Source organism: Saccharomonospora xinjiangensis XJ-54 (genome assembly GCF_000258175.1).
Taxonomy (GTDB): Bacteria; Actinomycetota; Actinomycetes; order Mycobacteriales; family Pseudonocardiaceae; genus Saccharomonospora; species Saccharomonospora xinjiangensis.
The window spans coordinates 1,900,487-1,916,517 of the sequence record NZ_JH636049.1 but is presented as its reverse complement, the minus strand read 5'-3'; the positions used below and the strand labels follow the sequence as shown (position 1 = coordinate 1,916,517).

The window sequence follows — 16,031 nt, the reverse complement described above, 5'->3', positions numbered from 1 at the left end:
GTGCACGCGAGTTTGCACTGCATGACCGCGTGTTTGCACCTCGGGTACGTCGGCCTACCGCCTCTGCGTCAGCCTCCGTACGAGAAGTGCGGACACACGTGCGAGAAGTGCGGACACGGTTCAGGGGGTGGTGCGGTGGCGGGCGATCCTGCTCGCCGCCAGCGCCACCGTGAACAGCGCACCTGCCGTGAGACCGATGGTGCCCGCCACGGACGAGTCCAGCGCCAGCGCGGCGCGGTGGCCCGCGAACGAGCTGATCCAGCCGACGCCCACGGCGACGGCGAGCATGGGTCCCAGCCGGTGGGTCAGCAGCCGCGCCGTGGCGGCGGGCACGACGAAGAACGTGATCACCAGGATCGCGCCGACGCTGTCGAACGCGACGACGGCGGTGCCCGCGACCACGACCAGCAGCACGCGGCCCACCAGGGCGCCCCTCAGCCCTGAGAGCTCGGCGAAGTCGGGATCGAACGTCGCCGAGGACAGCGGGCGCCACAGCAGCGTCACGAACAGCACCGTGCACACCGCTGTCAGCCCGGTAACCAGCAGTGACGTCGGAACCGGCGTGCCGAGTACGTCCGCGGTGCGCAGCGGGGCGAACGTGATGTCGCCGTAGATCGCGGAGTCGAGGTCGATGTGCGCGCCCGAGGCGAAGCCGCTGATCCCCAGCACGCCGAGCGAGAACAGCGCGGGAAACGCCAGCGCGAGCGCGGCGTCGGAGGCGACGACGCCGGTGCGCCGCAACCATTCCGCTCCCGCCACGCAGGCCACGCCGAACGCCGTGGCGCCGAGCACCGTGGCGGCCGAGGCGCGCTCGCCGGTGAGCAGGAACACGAGCACGATTCCCGGCAGCACGGCGTGGCTCACCGCGTCGGGTAGCAGCGCCTGGCGCCGTAGCATCAGGAAACCGCCGAGCAGCGCACACGACGTGGACAGTAGGCCGGCAATCAGCACGATCACGACGTCGTCACCGGTCATGTCCCACGCTCCTGACTGCGAACCGTGCGGCTCCTGCGGACCCTGGCCAGCACCCCGCGCCGGGGCGCGAAGACGACCGACAGCAACGCCACACCCGTGGCGAGCAGGACGATCACCGGGCCCGCTGGCAGCTCGGCGCGCCCCGACAGCACCCCACCCAGCGCGCCACACGCGGCCCCCACGGCCCCGGACAGCGGCACCAGAGCCGAAAGCCGCTTCGTGACCTGCCTCGCCGCCACGACGGGCGCCACCAGCAGCGCCACCATGAGGATCGCACCGACGGTGCGGACGCCGAGGACGACGGCCAGCGCGAGCAGGCCCGTGCTCACCGCGTCCACCGCCCACGCCGGCATGCCCGCGACGGACGTGAACCCGGGATCGAACGCGGCACTGCGCAGCAGCCGGAAACCCACCACGAGGACGGCCAGCCCCACGGCACCCACCACCAGCGCCAACCCGATGTCGCGCTCCGACATGCCCGCTGTCTGGCCGAGGAGGTAGTCGGACAATCCCGCCTGGTTGCTGTTGCCGGACGCGGAGACGTGCGTGATGAGGACGATGCCCAGCGACAGCGATACCGAGAGCACCACACCGATGGCGGCATCCGGTCTGAGCTTTCCCACTCGTTCGAGGCCGATCATGGTGAAGGCCGCCAGCGCCGCCGAGATCGTGGCGCCCAGCAGGAGCACCTCGGGAACCTTGGCGCCGGTGAGCAGAAAGGCGACGGCGACACCGGCGAGCGTGCCGTGGCTCATGGCGTCACCGAACATGCTCCGCCGCCGCAGCACGGCGAGAGGGCCGAGGACACCGGCAACGAACCCGACCACGGCGGTGCCGACCACCACGACGGCGTCCGGATAGGGCAGCGGCAGCACGGAGAGAAAGCCTTCGATCATGAGTCGAGCACCAGGGGAGCCATGCCGAAGGCGCGTTCGAGGTGGTCGGTGGTGAGCACGTCGGCCACCGGACCCTGCGCGACAACACCGTGGGCGAGCAACACAGCGTGGTCGAACCGGCGAAGCACCGTGCGCAGGTCGTGGTGCACGGCGATCACCGAGACACCCTGCCCGCACAGGCCCGTGAGCACGTCGAGCAGTGCGGACTCGGTGCGCGCGTCCACAGCCGTGAACGGCTCGTCGAGGATCACCAGCTCGGCCCGCTGGGCCAGCGCCCTGGCGAGGAACACCCGTTGCCGCTGGCCGCCGGAGAGTTCGTCAAGCGGGCGGTCGGCGAGATCGACGACGCCGACCTGCTCCATCGCCTCGGCCACGAGTTCGTCGTCGGTGTGCGTGAGCCGCCGCAGCCAGCCCCTGTGCGGGTAGCGACCCATCTCCACCACCTGAACGGCGGTGATCGGGAAGTCGCTCGCCACCGAGTCCTGCTGCGGCACGTACGCGACGCGGCGGCGCACCCTGGCCAGCGGTTGCCCGAGCAACAACACTCGCCCCCGCACCGAAGGCACCAGGTTCAGCGCCGCCTTCACCAGCGTGGATTTGCCCGCGCCGTTGGGGCCCACGACCGCGCTGAGCATTCCAGCGGGGACGTCAACACTCACGTCGGACAGCACGGGCCGACCGCCGTAGGACGCGGTGACGTTCGCCATGCTCAACGCGGGCGCGCCACCCGGCCTGCGGGAATCCGAGGTCATCGCAGTCCCTCCGCTATGCGTTCGGCGTTGGCCAGCACCATGCCGACGTAGGTGCCCTCGGGGGTGCCGTCCTCTCCGGTGGAATCCGAATACAGCGGGGCGCCGATCGAGGCGTCGCCACCGCGGTGGCGCACGGCGGCGAGTACGGCGCTCACCGTGCGGTCGGACATGCTGGTCTCCACGAACACGGCTCCCACGTCACGGTCGGCGACCACGTCGGCGACGCGGCCGATGTCGGCGGTACTCGCCTCCTGCTGGGTCGAGATGCCCTGCACCGCCACCACGTCGAGATCGAATGCCCTGCCCAGATATCGGAAGGCGTCGTGGGAGGTGACGAGCACCCGCGACCGGTCGGGGATGCCGTCCAACATGGCGCGCACCTGTTCGTCGAGTGCGAGCACTTCGGCCCGGTACGCGGCGCCCCTGCGGTGGTAGTCGGCGGCATGCGCGGGGTCGAGATCGGCGAGCTGCGTGGTGACCGCGTCCACGACGTACGCCCACAGGCGCGGCTCGAACCACACGTGCGGGTCGTGCTCCTCCCCCGGCGCGGCGCCGGGCGGCGGGGACAGCAGCAGATGCTCGGGCACGGCCTCACCCGCGAACAGCACGGGTTTGGTCCGCGCCACCGCGTCGAGCGTGCGCATCAGCGATCCCTCCAGGTAGAGGCCAACGGCCACGACGGCGTCGGCGCGGCGCATCTCGCGGAGGTCGCTCGCCTTCGCCTGGTACAGGTGGGGGTCAACGCCGGGGCCCATGAGCCGAACGGTCACCACGTCGTCGCCGCCGATGCGGCGTACCGTGTCGTCGAGGAACGTCGTGGTGGTGACCACACGCAGCGGCGAGTTCGGCCCCTCCGACGCCGACGAGCCGGGCCCGAGGGCGTAGGAGACGGCGAGCGACACGGTGAGCGTGGCAGCGAGAACCAGCGTCACCAGCGCGCGCACATCCCGGCGCCGCGCCCTCCTGCGCCTTCTCGCAGGCGACAATGCCTCGTCCAGCCCCACGACTCACCTCTTTTCGCCATGCCGAACTTCAGGGTAAGGCCCAGCGAATTCCGCTGTCCCGGCAATGAGATCGCCGCCGCAGCACGCGGCAGGACGAGAACGGGCACCCCGCGCGCCGCGGTCACGACAGGCCGTCACCGCAGGAGTGACGCCGGGGACACCGGCGGAACACCGTCCACGGCGGAGTCGTTCGACACTGGGGGACGGCCGGGGAGACACCCGCCGGACTGGAGTTCGAGAACGGGAGGCGGAGCACGTGCACAGCCATCGCAACGGGTTGAAGACGGCGCTACTGCTCGGCCTGCTCAGCGCCATGATCGTCGCGATCAGCGGGTTGTTCGGCAGGGGAGCGCTCGTCATCGGCCTGCTCGTCGCGCTCGCCGTCAACGGCTACGCCTACTTCAACTCCGACAAACTCGCCCTGCGTGCCATGCGGGCCCGCCCGGTGTCCGAGGCCGAACAGCCCGCCATGTATCGCATCGTGAGGGAACTCGCGACCTCGGCGCGCCAACCCATGCCGCGCCTCTACGTGAGCCCCACACAGGCACCCAACGCGTTCGCCACGGGACGAAACCCGCGTAACGCCGCCGTGTGCTGCACCGCGGGCATCCTGCGGATTCTCGACGAGCGAGAACTGCGAGCCGTGCTGGGCCACGAACTCTCCCACGTCTACAACAGGGACATTCTGATCTCCAGCGTCGCGGGTGCGCTCGCGAGCGTGGTCAGCTTCCTCGCCAACATGGCGATGTTCGCTGGCATGTTCGGAGGCCACCGCGAGGGCGGGGTGAACCCGCTCGCCACGCTGCTGATCGTTCTTCTCGGCCCCGTCGCGGCGGGGATCGTCAGGATGAGTGTCAGCCGCTCACGCGAGTACGAGGCCGACGCATCCGGCGCCGAACTCACCGGGGACCCGCTGGCTCTGGCCTCCGCCCTGCGCAAACTGCAACAGGGAACGCGGGCGCTTCCCCTCGCGCCCGAACCCAAGGTCGTGTCGCAGTCCCATCTGATGATCGCCAACCCGTTCCGGCCAGGCGAGCGGCTTTCCCGGCTGTTTTCCACCCACCCGCCCATGGAGGAACGGGTGCGCAGGCTCGAAGAGATGGCGCGACGGCCGTTCTGAAAAGCCTCGCCCCGCTGGTCAGGCGCCCGCGCCTGCGTCGCGCGCCACGCTCATCACGTAGTCCCCGTACCCGCTCTTCGCCAGCTTGGTGCCGAGCCGGTAGCACTCGTCGGGCGTGATGAACCCCATGCGCAGTGCCACCTCTTCGAGGCAGGCGATCCGCACGCCCGTGCGGTGCTCCAGCACCTGGACGAACTGGGCGGCCTCCAGCAGCGAGTCGTGTGTTCCTGTGTCGAGCCAGGCGAAACCGCGGCTCAGCGTGTGCATTCGCGCCCTGCCCTCGCGGAGGTAGGCGAGGTTGACGTCGGTGATCTCCAGTTCGCCCCGCGCCGAGGGCGTGAGGCCCTTCGCGATGTCCACCACGTTGCAGTCGTAGAGGTAGAGACCGGTGATGGCGAGGTTCGATTTCGGCTTCGCGGGTTTCTCCTCGATCGACAGCAGGTTGCCCTCGGCGTCCACCTCGCCGACGCCGTAGCGCTGGGGGTCTTTGACGGCGTAGCCGAACAACGCGCAACCGTCGAGGTTCGCCGTCTCCTGCCTGAGCAGCCCGGAGAACCCTCGCCCGTAGAAGATGTTGTCGCCGAGGATCAGCGCGACGTCGTCGTCACCGACGAAGTCGGCACCGATGATGAACGCCTCGGCGAGCCCGTTGGGGCTCGGTTGCTCCGCGTACCGCAGGTCGAGGCCCCACTGGCTGCCGTCGCCGAGCAGCCGCTGGAAGTTGGGCAGATCGCTCGGCGTGGAGATGAGCAGGATCTCCCTGATCCCGGCCAGCATCAGCACCGAGAGCGGGTAGTAGATCATCGGTTTGTCGTAGACGGGCAGAAGTTGTTTCGAGGTCGCTTGAGTGATCGGGTGCAGCCGGGTGCCGCTGCCACCGGCCAGCACGATGCCCTTCATGCGCCCTCCGCGTTCTCCGACGACCGACCTGCCGGTGGGCAGCGTATCGCGGCCGTCCGGCTGCTGCGGGGGCCGTCACAACGCTCGGGGCCGCCGAAACAGCTCGCGTCCTGTCACTTCGCGAGACCGGGCAGGGGCCGTCTGGCCGCAGCTCCCTGATTGGACGCCGAGATGTGCGGCGTCTTTCGGATGCGAACCGGTTCAGCGCTCGCCCGGTCCTTCTTCGATGGTGGACACCGTGAGCTGGTTGCCGTGCAGGTCGGCCCTGGCGCAGCCGGTGCCGGGGATCTCCACGAACTTCGAGGCCGTCTCCTGCGGAGGGTAGACGCGCAGCCCGCGCACCTCCGTGGGAGAACATGCCTGCGTGTCGTAGTTGCGGACCTGCACGAACCCCACGTCGGCGTGCGCGACATCGCCCGGGTACAACGTCAGCGCCGGACCTTTGGAGCCGATGTGTTCGGCGGGTTTGCCGACCTGGTGGCCGTCGTCGCCTGCGACGTAGGAGACGCCGGGAAAGCCGCGGAGCACGCACGGGAAGTCGCTGACGTTGGTGAATCGCAGCGGCCGATACACCGTTCCTGCCGCGCCACCACCTTCACCGAGACTCAACGACAGCTCCCCGGATGTGCAGAAGTCGGGGTCCTGCGGCGGTTGTCTCGCATCCGTGGAGCCATCCGTTGAGGTGTCGGACGGCGCGTGTCCCGCCGTACTGCTCGTCGGCGCGGTCGCCTCGGAGCCTGATGTGGTTGCCGAGGCCGTGACCGACTCCTCAGGCGACGAGCCGGCCGCGCTGCCGGGGCTGCCGCCGGAGCCGCATCCAGCCAGCGCGAAGGTCGCGCCGACCGTGGCCAGCAGCAGGTGTGCCGTCATGGTGCGCTTCATGGCCACCCCCTTCTCCGGGTTCCTGGAGTCAGGACGTGGGGCGGGGGGAGCGAGGTTGCCTCGCGGGAGCAGGACCAGCCGAAAGGACCGCTGTGCCTGCCGTCAGGGTGAAGCAGCAGCGGCCAGGGACGACGGACGGTCACGAAGCCTGCGCGGAAGCCCGGTGCGCGCCTGCGACGCGGCGGCGTGTGTCGGGCCGCCGCCGCGCCCGCGCTTCGTGCCGCCGGGTGAACCGGCTCTGTACCCGGCGGCACCGAATGACGCATCACCGCAGGTCACGCAAGGTGCGTCACCGGTAGTTGGTGAATTGCAGCGCGATGCCGAAGTCTTCGTTCTTCAGCAGCGCGATGACTTCCTGAAGGTGGTCCTTCTTCTTGCCGGACACCCGCAGTTGATCGCCCTGGACCTGCGCCTGCACGCCCTTCGGGCCCTCGTCCCGAATGAACTTGGCGATCTTCTTCGCCTTGTCCGACTCGATGCCTTCCAGGATCTTGCCGTTGACCTTGTAGATCTTGCCCGACACCGCGGGCTCGTCGGCCTCGAATGCCTTGAGGGAGATGCCTCGTTTGATGAGCTTCTCCTTGAAGACCTCGACCGCCGCCTTGGCGCGCTCCTCGGTCTCCGCCTCGATCGTCACGGCATGCTCACCGGCCCACTCGACCTTGGCGCCGGTGCCGCGGAAGTCGAACCGCGTGGACAGCTCCTTGCTCGCCTGGTTGAGCGCGTTGTCCACTTCCTGACGATCGACCTTGCTGACGACGTCGAAAGAGGGATCGGCCACGTCACACACCTCGTCGTTTCGGCTGTTGGATGGCTCCACCCTAGCCACTGCCAACCCCACCGATCGGGCGAGCCGCGCATTCGGTATCCTTGAGCGCGGCCGGGTTGACCGGCCATGGCGGGTTACCCGAGTGGCCAAAGGGATCTGACTGTAAATCAGACGGCTCAGCCTACGGGGGTTCGAATCCCTCACCCGCCACAGCAGCCGAAACGCCCCGCTGACCTGGGAAGACCAGGCGGCGGGGCGTTTGTCGTTGGTGGCGAATCTGCTTCTGGTCAGCGAGAACGCTGGTATTGGCCCTTGGGGTAGTACTGGATGGTGAGGCATGGCTCGCCTGCGTCGCGGGTGGCGAAGCGCCACTTCGCGCCGATGGCTGTGTCGAACTCCTGCTCACGCCGCAGGATTCCGGTTACAACGTCATCGCCGCTGACGGCGATCCACGCGCCACCGCCCGAGACCGCGATGGCGCGACGGTCGATGCCGAACTGGTTGGTGAGGACGTCCACGAGCGCCAAGGTTTCCGCTGCGGTCACCTGTGGGAGAACCTCCGTGTAGTTACCGTGGTCGGGGCCTTCGTACGGATCGTCCTCTTCTTCTTCGAGTTCCTCTTGCCACACGTAGTTGTCGATCTTGCTGAGTTCACTGATCAGGTCGTATGCCTGGCGGTCGATGAGGGTCAGGCTGATCTCACGTCCGTCGTCGATGGTGAGGTCGAGGTCCGCTTCCAGAGAGTCGCCCGGATCGGCCTTGATGGCACCGATCACGTGCCCGGCCACGGGTAGTGGCGCAGCGGCGGTGTCGGCGGCCAGGTTCGCGGCGATCCAGAACGTGGGCGCGTCACGGAAGGTGTCGATGCCGGTGACGTGGCGGGTTCCGAGGATGTCTTCCACGGTGATCGATCCGAGCGAGGCGATCGGGTCCCATTCGGCGACGACTCTCGCCAACCCGATCTTCTTGGTGTAGGTCTCCTTGCCGTCGCCGCAGGTGGCGACGGTCCAGCCCGCAGCGTCGAAAGTGCTCATCGGATGTCCTTCTGATCGACGACGTGCCCGGTTTCCTGGGCAGCCCCGGTGGAGGTCTCGGTGCCCCGACCCGAGGACAGTGGCGGAGAGGGCACTTCGGCCTCGTCAGGCCCGATTCCACAGCAGCGAAGTCGATCATTCCAGGGCTTGAGCGGTTTGCTGATCTTAACCGGCCTCACGGGGAATTCGAGAGGCCGGTTAACGTCCCGGTGCGCTTACGAGGGAATCCGGTGGGCCAGCTCCTGGAGCACGGTCTTCATGGCCTTCGTCGGCTTCCTGAACGCCTTCTTGACCAGGTCGGTGTATTCCTCGTCGAGAATGGTCTGCGGGCTGTCCGCCTGGTCCGCCCTGGCGCGGAAGCGCTTCGCCGCGTCGCGCTGCCTTGCCTCATGCGCGACCACGATGAGGAAGTCGTACGCGGTCGCGTCCCTGCCTTCGCCGATCGACTCGGCGTTGACCACGGAATGCGCCCAGTAGTAGAGCGCTTCCGCGCCTCGTTCGCGCTGCAACATGGCGGTTCCCGCCAGATCCAGCAGGCAGTACTTGCGGAGGCAGGTGCGCAAACCCTGCTCGATCACCTCTAGTTGCCGATCTGTTCCCGTGTAGACGCCTGCCAGCCAGCTGTACAGGGAGTCCAGGGCGGCGTAACGCGGCTCCGCGAGCAGTTCGTTCACCACGTTCGCCATGGCAGGCGATCTGGAGCCGTCGGTTTTGGCGACCGCGACGATCCGGTTCAAAGCGTGCCCGTCGCGGATCGTGCGTGTCTCGGGCTCCTCGTGGAACGCCGGGGCCAGGCAGGAAGCAACATACTCGGGACCGTCGGCGAGCAGGTCGCCGCGCTCCCATGCCTCCACAGGCCATCGTGGGGGCCCGGCCGCTGAGCCGTGCGCCTGCGCCAAGGGTGGTTCGCTGCTTTTCCGCCTCATCCTGCCGAGCACACTGTCCTCCCCAGTCCGACAGACGGCGCCAGGTGGGCGCGTCAAGCGGAGGATAGCGTCAGCCCATCGCCACCGCGGGTTTTCCGGCAGACGACATCCGCGAGGACCAACCACCTGCCGCGCTGCCCTGCCGATCGCGTCACCCCACGCTCTACTCAGCCCATGCTCTTCGCGCCGTCGAGGGATTCGCGAATGATGTCGGCGTGACCGGTGTGCTGGGCGGTTTCGGTGATGATGTGCAGCAGCACCCGGCGAGCCGACCACCGCGCACCGGGCTCGAACCACGGTGCCTGCGGGAGCGGCTGGTCGGCGTCGAGGCCGGGAAGGCCGGCGACCAGCTCGTCGGTCCGTGCGGCGACCTCGGCATAGTCGGCCAGCACGCCCTCCAGCGTCTCCCCTGGCAGCAGGTCGAACTGGGTTGCCCAGTCCGTCTCCGCAGTAGGGGTGGGCTCCATCGCCTCGGGGCCACGCTCGATGAAGTTCCTCCAGCTGACTTCGACCGCCGCGACGTGCTTGATCAGGCCGCCGAGGCACAACTCGCTCGCGGTCGTGCGTTGCCTGGCCTGCTCGTCGGTCAGGTCGCGGGTCGTGTGCCGCAGGAAGTAACGCTGCTGAGCCAGCATCGCCAGGAGGTCGGCGCGTTCGCCGGTGACGCCTGCGGCGGTGGGGCTGTGCGGCGTCGTCGCGGTACTGGTCATGGTTTGGCCTCCGAGGTCTGATCGCGTGTTCCTGCACCACGTTAGGAAGCAAAGCGGTCAGTTTCCGACCTAGGTGCTGCGCCGCAGCGAAAGAAATTCAGCGACACCGTCCAGCCACGGCCGCGCGCCGGAGATGCCGGCGCGGCTCTAGGGTCATCGGCATGCGACTTCACCTGGCCGCGCTGGTGGTGGCCGACTACGACCGCGCCATCCGGTTCTTCGTGGACGCGCTGGGGTTCGACCTCGTCGAGGACACGCCGTCGCTGACGAACGACGGCCGCCCCAAGCGGTGGGTCGTCGTCCGGCCGCCCGGCGGGGAGACCGGGATCCTGCTCGCTCAGGCCGACGGTGAGCACCAGAGGGCCGTGGTCGGCGACCAGTGCGCGGGCAGGGTGGCGTTCTTCCTCCAGGTTGACGACTTCGACTCCGCGTATGACCGGATGGTGGCGGCAGGCGTGGAATTCGTGACGGCGCCGCGCACCGAAAGCTACGGGCGGGTGGCGGTCTTCCTCGACATCGAGGGCAACAAATGGGATCTGCTCGGCCCCGCGTGAGGCGTTGACGTCCCACCCGCCGAGTGCGTGGTTCGGCTCATAGATCCGGTTCCGCGTCCGCCCACGGGAATTCCTCCTCCAGTTGTGTGGCGAGCGCCAGCAGTGTCGCCTCGCCACCGAGCCCGCCGACGAACTGCACCCCGAGAGGCAGGCCGCTCGCCGTCCGGTAGAGGGGCACGGACATCGCGGGCCTGCCGGTGATGTTGGCCAGTTGGGTGAAGGGGACAGGTGCGAGGTTGGCGAGTACCTGGTCGTTCCAGAGCCTGGTCTTCGTGAACGGGCCGGTCAGGCGAAGTCGGAGCAGCAGTTCGCCGCCGAGCCGCAGCAGCGGAGGCGTGGCCAGTTCGCCGACGCGCACGGGCGGCCGGGCGAGCGCCGGGGTGAGCAGCAGGTCGTAGCGGTCGTGGAAGTCGGCCAGCGCGCGCGTGTAGTCGTTCCAGCGCGCCCGCGCCTCGGCGTGTTCCACCGCACGCACCGAGTGCGCGGACGCGGCGAGCAGCCGGGTGTCCACTTCGAACTCCCGATCGCGGGCGCCGGTGTCCCGTTTGGCCGCGGCGATGGTCACGGCCGTCTGCGCCGACCACATCGTCATGAAGTCGCGGGCGAGCGCCACCCCGTCGATGCCGGGTTCGGCAGGCTCGACGTCGTGGCCGAGTTTCCCCAGCAGCGTGGCCGCGTGGTCAACGGCCGCGACCGCGTCCGCGTGCACGGGCGTGCCGAGGGGAGACCGGGTCGTGAAGCCGATCCGCAACCTCGGCGGTGTGCGGCGGGCGAGTTCGACGTAGGACGTGGCGGGGACGGCGACCGGATACGGCGCGCCGGGGTCGGGTGTGCGCGCCAGCACGTCGAGCATCGCGGCGGTGTCGCGAACGGTGCGGGACACCACGCCGTCCGTGGCAGCACCCGCGAGGTGCTCGGCGTGGCCGGGCCCTGCGGGCACAAGGCCACGACCGGGTTTGAGCCCGACAATGCCGCAGCAGGCGGCCGGGATGCGGATGGAGCCTCCGCCGTCACTCGCACCGGCCACCGGCACCACCCCGGCCGCCACCGCTGCCGCCGAACCGCCTGACGAACCGCCCGGAGTGTGGTCGAGGCTCCACGGGTTGCGGGTGGGGCCCGTCGCGTCCGGCTCGGTGACGCCCTTGAGGCCGAACTCGGGCGTGGCGGTCTTGCCGAACACCACGAGTCCCGCGTCGAGCCAGCGCCGCACGACCTCACTGTGTTTCGCGGGCGAACGGTGGCGCAGCGCCCGCGAACCGCTGCCCGTCGGCACGCCCGCGTAGTCCTGCATCAGGTCCTTGAGCAGGAACGGAACCCCCGCGAACGGCCCCGACAACTCCGATGCCGCTCGCGTTCTGGCGACGTCGTACATCGGGTGAACGATCGCGTTGAGCCGCCCGTTGACGTCCTCGGTGCGGCGGATCGCCACCTCCAGCAGCTCGGCGGGCGACACCTCACCCCGCGCCACCAGCCCGGCAAGCCCGACCGCGTCGTATCGCCGGTACTCGTCGTATCGCATCGCCGCCATGTGCACCGCCCTGCTCGAAGGTCGCTTCGAACAGGTCAACGCACAAGCCGCTTTCGCGTGACGCCGGCCCGCGTCACACCGACCATAGGGTGGCGAAATGAACACTCGCGAGGTCGCCGAGATCCCCACCGGACCCGTTCCCGTTCCCTCCGTCGTCGCCGAGCTGGCGAAGGGCGACGACATCACCCCGGTGTGGGAGAACGAACTGGGAGGACTCACGTTCCGGCTCGACGCGCGGATCGGAGGAAGCCGTTACGTCAAGTGGGTCGCCCACGGCACGCCCGAGATCGACCTGGCCGCCGAGGCGGACCGTCTCGCGTGGGCGAGTCGCTGGGTTCGCGTACCGCGTGTGCTGGGCCAGGGCTCGAACGCCGAAGGCTCGTGGCTGGTGACCGCCCCAGTACCGGGACGGTCCGCAGTGGACACCCGCTGGCTCGCCGATCCCGCCACGGCGGCCACGGCCATCGGGCACGGGCTTCGTGTGTTGCACGACGCGCTTCCCGTCGCCGAGTGCCCGTACACGTGGAGTGTCGCCGACCGGCTCGCGCGCGCCGACGAGCGCATCGCCGACGGTGAGGGACCCGGTGACTGGTTCCCCGAGCACCGCCATCTCACGGTCGCCGAGGCGCGCGGCCTGCTCGACGACGCCCCGCCGGTTGACCGGCTCGTGGTGTGCCACGGCGATGCCTGCGCGCCTAACACGCTGCTGCACGACGACGGCACGTTCGCCGCGCACGTCGATCTCGGCTCGCTCGGCGTCGCCGACCGCTGGGCGGATCTCGCCGTCGCGGCGTGGAGCACGGAGTGGAACCACGGGCCCGGCTACGACCACCTCGTCTACGCCGCGTACGGCGTCGAGCCCGACCCCGAGCGCATCGCCTACTACCGGCTGCTCTGGGACCTCGCCTGAGCGGGGTCGCGCTTCTCCTGGTGGGCGTCGGTGTTTCCGTGCGATCTCACTACGCCGGACCGGCCCATGCCACGGTGACGGTGGAGCAGGGGAGGAGTCCCGTCCCCGACGACGCGTGGCGACTGGAGTCCGTGTACTACGACGAGCGGGGCGCCGTGGTGGCGTTCAAGCCCTCGGCATGCCGGGATGGTGACACGCCGACGACCTGCCTGATCCGGCAGCGTGTGGCGGGACAGCGGGCGGCGTTCCATCCCGCCGACCGGTTCTGGTTGTTCCAGAGCATCGAGAGCGCCATGCGTCTCGCCGTCGGTGCGGTGCTGCTCGTGGTGGGGCTGTGACGGGTCCGTCGCATCGCCTGACGACTCATTCGGTCCGGCCGGTTTCGTGGTCGGGCAGCGCGCAATCGAGCCAGTAGTCCACCGTGATGTCACGGTAGGTGTGTCGTGACTGGACTCGGTCCGGCAGGCCGACACGCTCGCTGCTAGACCGGGACCGGAAGCCGTCGGACCCGTGGAACGACACCTCGGTTTCCGGGTCCTCGTGCCACCACAGTGTCTTTCCCGCGACGTGGGCGCTGAACAAGATGTCGGTGGACGAGATGTCGGTGGCCCCGGCTCCTGTTACGACGTCCGGGGCCTCCGGCGTTTTGGGGGGACTCGCCGACGCGGCTCACGGTGTTCTCCCTGCGGTCGGGAGCGCTTCGGCCGCCGGGGCGCACCCGGCTCCATGCCGGCCTCGGTGGCGGCCTCCATGTCCGTCTCCATGGATTCCGTGTCGGATTCCGTGTCTTCCGGTTCCTCCACGAGGCGGTCCACGGCGCCACCGACGCCACCGGCGCTGTCGGTGACCCGCGGCACTCCACCACCAACGTCCTCGACCACATCGCCGACATCGCCGACATCGCCACCGACGTCTCCGACGGCTCTTCTGCCACCGGCGCCGACATCCTCCACGGCTCTCCTGTTACCGGCGCCGAGTTCCCCGCCCGCGGCACCGGTCTCACGCAGCACGGGCTCCACAGCACGCACCACGCGGTTGAGCACCTCGGGATTGCGATCGATGGTGGTGAGCACCCGGTCGATGATCTGTGCCACCCGGTTGAGCCGGACCTTGAGCTGGGCCTGCGCCTTGACCCCTGTGATCGTGAGCGACACCTTGCCCAGCTCCACATCGGCACCCACGTGAAGCTTGAGCAGGTCGAGCACGTCGGCCCGGAGCGAGACGTGCGCCCGCAGATCCTCGACGTCGAGGCCGATCTCCTCCACCGACAGGTCAGGAACATCCAGCAGAACGTCGGGTTCCGGCTCGGCGAACTCGTCGCCGGGGCCGGCGGGAGTATCGGCAGGTGGAGAATCCTCGGGGCCTCCGACGGCATCGATGTCGCCGATGTCGTCGATGTCATCGATGCCGTCGATGCCGTTGCCCTCGTACGGGTCCGTCACCTCGAACCACCTCTCACCATCGAGGCACGTACCCCTGTCGAATACCCGTTCCCGCTCGCGTACACGAGATCGCTTGACCCCGGAAACCTCGGTAGGTAGCTTAGAAACTAAGCGAAAGGATAAGTGGATGTCGCCGACCGGAACCCGCGACGAGTTGATCGCCCAGATCATGGGCACGCTGGCTCGTCGTCACAGCACCGCGACGGTGCTGCTGCACCACGCCGTGGCCGAACGGCTTGGCCTGGGGCCCACCGACCACAAGTGCCTCGACCTCGTCGTGGAGCGGGGGCCGATGACCGGCAGTGAACTGGCAGGGATCACTGGACTCACCAGCGGGGCGATCACCGGCGTGGTGGCGAGGCTGGAGCGGGCGGGATTTCTCAGTCGCGAGCCCGACCCGCACGACGGCCGTAAGCAGTTGCTCCACTGCACCCCCGAAGGGCGGCAGCGCATCGGTGAGGTCTTCGCTGAACTCGCCGACGCGTCCACACTGCTGTCGGGTTTCGACGCCCACCAGTTGGCCGCGATCGCCGAGTTCCTCGGCAGGGGGACCGATTTCTCCTTCCGGCAGGCCGCTCTCCTTCGCGCCCACGCGATGACCCGACTCAAGAGGAGGCAGACATGACCCACGGTGAAGCCGGACAAGCCGCCGAGGCCGAAGTGCGGTCTCTGTTCGACCGCATGTGTGAGGCATGGACGTCGGGCGACGCCAATGCCTACGGGGAACTGTTCACCGAGGACAGCGACTACGTCTCCTTCGACGGCACCCGCGTGACGGGCCGCGCGCCGATGGTGGAGTCCCACGACCGGCTCTTCCGCGGCGTCCTGGCGGGAACGGCGCTGGTCGGGAAGGTCGAGTCCGTCCGATTTCTCTCCGACGACGTCGCTCTCGTCCACGGCACAGGGTCGGTCCTCGTCGCCTGGCGGTCCACGCTGCCCAAGCGGCGGCTCACCCGCAACACCATCGTGTGCGTCCGCACGCCGGTCGGCTGGCGGATCGCCGCCATCCACAACGGCCGGGTGCGGCCGCTGACGATTCCCTCGCCCGACTCCGTCCCCGCGCGCATGGCCAGGGGACTCGTGCGGCTGGCCCGTGCACTCGGGCTTGGCAGGGCCGCGGGGGTTAGGGCCTGAGCCGGGGCGCGAGCGTCGCCGCGTCCGGCGGGCTTTCGTGGCGCGGTACGCTCTCGGCGAGTGCGGACGCCCAGTCGCGCAGGGCGGTGATGTCGATGCCATGGGGCGTTGCCTCGGCGAACGGCTCGATGGCGTCCGCCCCACGGCGCAGCAGCGCCACAGCTCCCGTCCGGTTCCCCCTGGCCGCGTGAGTGAGGCCCACGGCCAGCTGGGCGAGCCCCCGCCACAGTTCCCGTTCGGCCTCCGGCCCCGACTTCCAGGCGTCCTCGAACACTTCGTGCGCGTGGAAAGGTTTGCCCTCGTCGAGCAGCCGTTGCGCTTCCAGCACCGTCTCCTCGGGAGTCCGTGACACACCCTCGGGTTGGCGGGGAACCCCGGTCGCGCCACGCGGCAACGGCCTGCCCAGGCCGTCCCTCGGCCTGGCGTTGCGGGCCCGCCCCTCGTCGTCTCGGTCGCGTTCGGCCACGCCCAGAGTGTGGCACGCCCGGGCGCGCA

General features: G+C 69.2%; 19 protein-coding genes and 1 tRNA gene. 7 read left to right on the top strand and 13 right to left on the bottom strand.

Features of this window, described 5'->3' with window-relative positions; genetic code table 11:
* Window positions 1-120 precede the first annotated feature (120 nt).
* From SACXIDRAFT_RS08225 to SACXIDRAFT_RS08210, 4 genes are read right to left on the bottom strand one after another with little or no spacing between them, the layout of a single operon-like run.
* Window positions 121-975 (bottom strand): metal ABC transporter permease, encoded by an 855-nt coding sequence (locus SACXIDRAFT_RS08225; RefSeq protein WP_006238082.1) that lies wholly within the window; start codon window positions 973-975, stop codon window positions 121-123.
* A complete protein-coding gene (locus tag SACXIDRAFT_RS08220; RefSeq protein WP_006238081.1) occupies window positions 972-1,871 on the bottom strand; it encodes a metal ABC transporter permease in 900 nt (299 codons plus the stop codon). The genes SACXIDRAFT_RS08225 and SACXIDRAFT_RS08220 overlap by 4 nt, the downstream gene beginning before the upstream one ends.
* Complete coding sequence (locus tag SACXIDRAFT_RS08215) at window positions 1,868-2,623, bottom strand: metal ABC transporter ATP-binding protein (protein WP_006238080.1); 756 nt, start codon at window positions 2,621-2,623, stop codon at window positions 1,868-1,870. The genes SACXIDRAFT_RS08220 and SACXIDRAFT_RS08215 overlap by 4 nt, the downstream gene beginning before the upstream one ends.
* Entirely contained in the window at window positions 2,620-3,627 is a 1,008-nt protein-coding gene (locus SACXIDRAFT_RS08210) for a metal ABC transporter solute-binding protein, Zn/Mn family (protein ID WP_006238079.1), read from the bottom strand. The genes SACXIDRAFT_RS08215 and SACXIDRAFT_RS08210 overlap by 4 nt, the downstream gene beginning before the upstream one ends.
* A gap of 256 nt (window positions 3,628-3,883) precedes the next feature.
* Here SACXIDRAFT_RS08210 and htpX point away from each other — a divergent pair, with 256 nt between their 5' ends.
* Window positions 3,884-4,747 (top strand): zinc metalloprotease HtpX, encoded by an 864-nt coding sequence (gene htpX, locus SACXIDRAFT_RS08205; protein ID WP_006238078.1) that lies wholly within the window; start codon window positions 3,884-3,886, stop codon window positions 4,745-4,747.
* An 18-nt stretch (window positions 4,748-4,765) separates the two neighbouring features.
* On the opposite strand, the gene rfbA is transcribed toward htpX, so the two are convergent.
* From rfbA to SACXIDRAFT_RS08190, 3 genes are all read right to left on the bottom strand, one after another.
* The gene (gene rfbA, locus SACXIDRAFT_RS08200) at window positions 4,766-5,647 is read right to left on the bottom strand and encodes a glucose-1-phosphate thymidylyltransferase RfbA (RefSeq protein WP_006238077.1); all 882 of its coding nucleotides are present in this window, start codon (window positions 5,645-5,647) and stop codon (window positions 4,766-4,768) included.
* A 201-nt stretch (window positions 5,648-5,848) separates the two neighbouring features.
* Complete coding sequence (locus SACXIDRAFT_RS08195; RefSeq protein ID WP_006238076.1) at window positions 5,849-6,529, bottom strand: DUF4232 domain-containing protein; 681 nt, start codon at window positions 6,527-6,529, stop codon at window positions 5,849-5,851.
* A 289-nt stretch (window positions 6,530-6,818) separates the two neighbouring features.
* The gene (locus SACXIDRAFT_RS08190) at window positions 6,819-7,310 is read right to left on the bottom strand and encodes a YajQ family cyclic di-GMP-binding protein (RefSeq protein ID WP_006238075.1); all 492 of its coding nucleotides are present in this window, start codon (window positions 7,308-7,310) and stop codon (window positions 6,819-6,821) included.
* 116 nt (window positions 7,311-7,426) lie between these two features.
* Between SACXIDRAFT_RS08190 and SACXIDRAFT_RS08185 the strand changes: the two genes are divergently transcribed.
* Window positions 7,427-7,508 (top strand) — tRNA-Tyr (locus tag SACXIDRAFT_RS08185).
* Between the two features lie 77 nt (window positions 7,509-7,585).
* Here SACXIDRAFT_RS08185 and SACXIDRAFT_RS08180 read toward each other — a convergent pair.
* From SACXIDRAFT_RS08180 to SACXIDRAFT_RS08170, 3 genes are all read right to left on the bottom strand, one after another.
* Window positions 7,586-8,332, bottom strand: coding sequence for a hypothetical protein (locus SACXIDRAFT_RS08180; protein ID WP_006238074.1), 747 nt, complete (start codon window positions 8,330-8,332; stop codon window positions 7,586-7,588).
* Window positions 8,333-8,547: 215 nt separating this feature from the next.
* Window positions 8,548-9,186: a hypothetical protein gene (locus SACXIDRAFT_RS08175; RefSeq protein ID WP_134712447.1), complete on the bottom strand. Its 639-nt coding sequence runs from the start codon at window positions 9,184-9,186 to the stop codon at window positions 8,548-8,550.
* A gap of 239 nt (window positions 9,187-9,425) precedes the next feature.
* Window positions 9,426-9,968 carry a DinB family protein gene (locus tag SACXIDRAFT_RS08170; protein ID WP_006238072.1) on the bottom strand — a complete coding sequence of 181 codons (543 nt, stop codon included), beginning with the start codon at window positions 9,966-9,968 and terminating at the stop codon, window positions 9,426-9,428.
* Between the two features lie 161 nt (window positions 9,969-10,129).
* On the opposite strand from SACXIDRAFT_RS08170, the gene SACXIDRAFT_RS08165 reads away from it, so the two are divergent.
* On the top strand, window positions 10,130-10,522 hold the full coding sequence (locus tag SACXIDRAFT_RS08165; protein ID WP_006238071.1) for a VOC family protein: 393 nt from the start codon (window positions 10,130-10,132) through the stop codon (window positions 10,520-10,522).
* Window positions 10,523-10,559: 37 nt separating this feature from the next.
* Here SACXIDRAFT_RS08165 and SACXIDRAFT_RS08160 read toward each other — a convergent pair whose 3' ends face one another.
* Window positions 10,560-12,050 (bottom strand): amidase, encoded by a 1,491-nt coding sequence (locus SACXIDRAFT_RS08160; RefSeq protein WP_006238070.1) that lies wholly within the window; start codon window positions 12,048-12,050, stop codon window positions 10,560-10,562.
* Between the two features lie 97 nt (window positions 12,051-12,147).
* Between SACXIDRAFT_RS08160 and SACXIDRAFT_RS08155 the strand changes: the two genes are divergently transcribed.
* Window positions 12,148-12,960 carry an aminoglycoside 3'-phosphotransferase gene (locus tag SACXIDRAFT_RS08155; protein ID WP_006238069.1) on the top strand — a complete coding sequence of 271 codons (813 nt, stop codon included), beginning with the start codon at window positions 12,148-12,150 and terminating at the stop codon, window positions 12,958-12,960.
* A 38-nt stretch (window positions 12,961-12,998) separates the two neighbouring features.
* Window positions 12,999-13,298 (top strand): hypothetical protein, encoded by a 300-nt coding sequence (locus SACXIDRAFT_RS08150; protein ID WP_198284307.1) that lies wholly within the window; start codon window positions 12,999-13,001, stop codon window positions 13,296-13,298.
* 282 nt (window positions 13,299-13,580) lie between these two features.
* Here SACXIDRAFT_RS08150 and SACXIDRAFT_RS08140 read toward each other — a convergent pair whose 3' ends face one another.
* On the bottom strand, window positions 13,581-14,402 hold the full coding sequence (locus SACXIDRAFT_RS08140) for a hypothetical protein (RefSeq protein ID WP_006238067.1): 822 nt from the start codon (window positions 14,400-14,402) through the stop codon (window positions 13,581-13,583).
* A 127-nt stretch (window positions 14,403-14,529) separates the two neighbouring features.
* Here SACXIDRAFT_RS08140 and SACXIDRAFT_RS08135 point away from each other — a divergent pair, with 127 nt between their 5' ends.
* Window positions 14,530-15,027, top strand: coding sequence for a MarR family winged helix-turn-helix transcriptional regulator (locus SACXIDRAFT_RS08135; protein WP_006238066.1), 498 nt, complete (start codon window positions 14,530-14,532; stop codon window positions 15,025-15,027).
* A complete protein-coding gene (locus SACXIDRAFT_RS08130) occupies window positions 15,024-15,536 on the top strand; it encodes an SgcJ/EcaC family oxidoreductase (protein WP_006238065.1) in 513 nt (170 codons plus the stop codon). Before SACXIDRAFT_RS08135 ends, SACXIDRAFT_RS08130 begins: the two co-directional genes overlap by 4 nt.
* On the opposite strand, the gene SACXIDRAFT_RS08125 is transcribed toward SACXIDRAFT_RS08130, so the two are convergent.
* Entirely contained in the window at window positions 15,526-16,002 is a 477-nt protein-coding gene (locus tag SACXIDRAFT_RS08125) for a DUF309 domain-containing protein (protein ID WP_040922534.1), read from the bottom strand. The genes SACXIDRAFT_RS08130 and SACXIDRAFT_RS08125 overlap by 11 nt on opposite strands.
* Between the last annotated feature and the right edge of the window lie 29 nt (window positions 16,003-16,031).

Excerpts from the sequence above, each read along its gene's own strand:
- SACXIDRAFT_RS08225 (WP_006238082.1), bottom strand. The coding sequence starts at position 975 with ATGACCGGTGACGACGTCGTGATCGTGCTGATTGCCGGCCTACTGTCC.
- SACXIDRAFT_RS08220 (WP_006238081.1), bottom strand. The coding sequence starts at position 1,871 with ATGATCGAAGGCTTTCTCTCCGTGCTGCCGCTGCCCTATCCGGACGCC.
- SACXIDRAFT_RS08215 (WP_006238080.1), bottom strand. The coding sequence starts at position 2,623 with ATGACCTCGGATTCCCGCAGGCCGGGTGGCGCGCCCGCGTTGAGCATG.
- rfbA (WP_006238077.1), bottom strand. The coding sequence starts at position 5,647 with ATGAAGGGCATCGTGCTGGCCGGTGGCAGCGGCACCCGGCTGCACCCG.
- SACXIDRAFT_RS08195 (WP_006238076.1), bottom strand. The coding sequence starts at position 6,529 with ATGAAGCGCACCATGACGGCACACCTGCTGCTGGCCACGGTCGGCGCG.
- SACXIDRAFT_RS08180 (WP_006238074.1), bottom strand. The coding sequence starts at position 8,332 with ATGAGCACTTTCGACGCTGCGGGCTGGACCGTCGCCACCTGCGGCGAC.
- SACXIDRAFT_RS08170 (WP_006238072.1), bottom strand. The coding sequence starts at position 9,968 with ATGACCAGTACCGCGACGACGCCGCACAGCCCCACCGCCGCAGGCGTC.
- SACXIDRAFT_RS08165 (WP_006238071.1), top strand. The coding sequence starts at position 10,130 with ATGCGACTTCACCTGGCCGCGCTGGTGGTGGCCGACTACGACCGCGCC.
- SACXIDRAFT_RS08160 (WP_006238070.1), bottom strand. The coding sequence starts at position 12,050 with ATGGCGGCGATGCGATACGACGAGTACCGGCGATACGACGCGGTCGGG.
- SACXIDRAFT_RS08155 (WP_006238069.1), top strand. The coding sequence starts at position 12,148 with ATGAACACTCGCGAGGTCGCCGAGATCCCCACCGGACCCGTTCCCGTT.
- SACXIDRAFT_RS08135 (WP_006238066.1), top strand. The coding sequence starts at position 14,530 with ATGTCGCCGACCGGAACCCGCGACGAGTTGATCGCCCAGATCATGGGC.
- SACXIDRAFT_RS08130 (WP_006238065.1), top strand. The coding sequence starts at position 15,024 with ATGACCCACGGTGAAGCCGGACAAGCCGCCGAGGCCGAAGTGCGGTCT.